This window comes from Bacillus sp. JJ1127 (genome assembly GCF_036965845.1).
Classification (GTDB): domain Bacteria; phylum Bacillota; class Bacilli; order Bacillales; family Bacillaceae_G; genus Bacillus_A.
In genome coordinates this window covers 1-2018 of record NZ_JBALQK010000122.1, presented here as the reverse complement: position 1 = coordinate 2018, position 2018 = coordinate 1, and the positions used below count along the sequence as shown (strand labels likewise).

The 2018-nt window shown below is 39.2% G+C and carries 2 protein-coding genes; one reads left to right on the top strand and one right to left on the bottom strand.

The window, feature by feature from the left end; translation table 11 throughout:
* Nucleotides 1–176: PadR family transcriptional regulator (locus V7183_RS12885; RefSeq protein WP_335359783.1), on the bottom strand; the 176-nt coding region annotated here is incomplete at its 3' end.
* A 1170-nt stretch (nucleotides 177–1346) separates the two neighbouring features.
* Between V7183_RS12885 and V7183_RS12880 the strand changes: the two genes are divergently transcribed.
* On the top strand, nucleotides 1347–1895 hold the full coding sequence (locus tag V7183_RS12880) for a tyrosine-type recombinase/integrase (RefSeq protein ID WP_335359771.1): 549 nt from the start codon (nucleotides 1347–1349) through the stop codon (nucleotides 1893–1895).
* The last annotated feature ends 123 nt before the right edge of the window (nucleotides 1896–2018 follow it).

Sequence of the window (2018 nt, the reverse complement as noted above, 5' to 3'; positions counted from 1 at the left end):
TATTCTGCATAGCAAGGATATAGGTACCGAAAAATTAAAATGGATTTATATAATCTCCTTAATAGAGGATAGAGAGAACCTTCAGATATCTCTATCTTGTTAGAAATACGTTTAGCTAATGAATAACCATATTGATCACTCTCAGTTAGTATTGCTAAAGCTATTAGTTCACACACTTTTTTAAAATTGTATGTTCATAGGACCTCTCATCACCTTTAATATAATAATTCCACTTAATGGATATCAAATTATTTTAAAATATACCATTAACTGGTAAACATTGCAAGGTACTATGATATTATTGATACCACGAATTGATGAGTACTATAACCATTTTAAAAAAGGAATAAAATGAATTTATAGTTAAGTGGGTTAGGAATCCATAAAGAAACCCCTTACAGCGCAAGGGGTTTCTCATATGATCCCGACTGGCCTCGAACCAGCGACCTCCACCCTGTCAAGGTTTCGAAGGACCATACGATAAATTATGGCGTTAAATCAACCGCTAAATCATGCGATAAATCAACGTTAAAATGAACACGTTCCTATTTCGTTACTACCGATTATAGCATTAGCACCGCAATACTACAACAGGATATACCGCTATCCTACCGATAAATAATCCGACATAATTTGTATATGTATTAACGGTGAAGCCTGCCCATCGTTTCCTAGACCGTCCTCCTTCCGCTAGCAAAAAGCGTAAAGGCGGTCAACACATAAAACGAAAAGAAACGGAAAAATTATTTGAACTACGCCACTGGCTAAACGAGGTGGAGGACGGTGGTAACTACCGCTAACTAAGATAGTGGGAAAATACGACGGACACGGCGGAAATTACGGAAGATAACTAATCGGTAAGAGGACGTAGCCCATAGCGGGAGGCGTAGTGAGGGATTGTCCCGAAGCGTAATAATAACGAAGAGTAAAGGAAAGAGGTCGGGTACATCGTGAACCTAACCTCCTGTTGCTTGTCGGAAATTCCGACGACCAAAACGGAGTATGTATTTCGATACAGTATGATCTTATTCGGACAAGCGTTATGCTCTTGCGAATTCCGCAAATGCTAATGACATGCCGATATAGTTAACATAACTTAACAAAATAGCGTACTCTCACCGTTATACACTACGTTACATACTTCCCGTTTTACCAGGCGAACGCTCGTGACACGCGTACACCCTCCGAAACTCACCCTTCACGAATGTATGATTCTACATAAAAACGTACATTCATTTCGTTTATTCTATTGACGTTGTGCGGTATCAGCGATAAAATAGAGATAACTTAAAAAATCGTACATTCAAAACGTTGATATTACTACGTTGATGAAAGGGGTATTTTACATGACGCAATTGAAGGACGTACAACCTATTCGAGATTTAGAACAGATCGATAACATGAAGTGGGCGTTACGTAGGCATTGTAGTGAACGAGATTACATACTGTTCTTAATCGGTATTAATACAGGATTACGTGTCGGTGATCTACTAAAGTTAAAGGTATCGGACGTAAAGGGGAAGAAGAAAGCTATCGTTAAGGAAGGAAAGACGCAAAAGAAGCGTACAATCTACCTGGACTCTATATACGATGAGATACAGGCGTATGTAGCTACATTAGATAGCGAGTGGATGTTTCCATCACGTAAGGGTGACAAGGCGATTACACCAACGCAAGCATATCGCCAGTTAAATAAGGCCGCAGACTTTGCGGGAGTAGAGAACGTAGGCAACCATAGTCTAAGGAAATCATTCGGATATTTTTATTATAAACAATACAAAGACGTTGCTGAGTTACAAAAGATATTAAACCACAGTCATCCTTCAATAACGTTAAGATACATCGGAATTACAGAGGAACAAATCGAAGATAAATTAAAAACGTTTAAATTGTAGTCGGTAGAATAATACCGGCTCTTTTTTTATGCCGGGGGCGGTGTTTTCGGCGGATTGGCGACCAGGGACGGAAAACATGCACGAATCGAATTTTTTACCTCGACCTTGAAATCGCCAGTATAC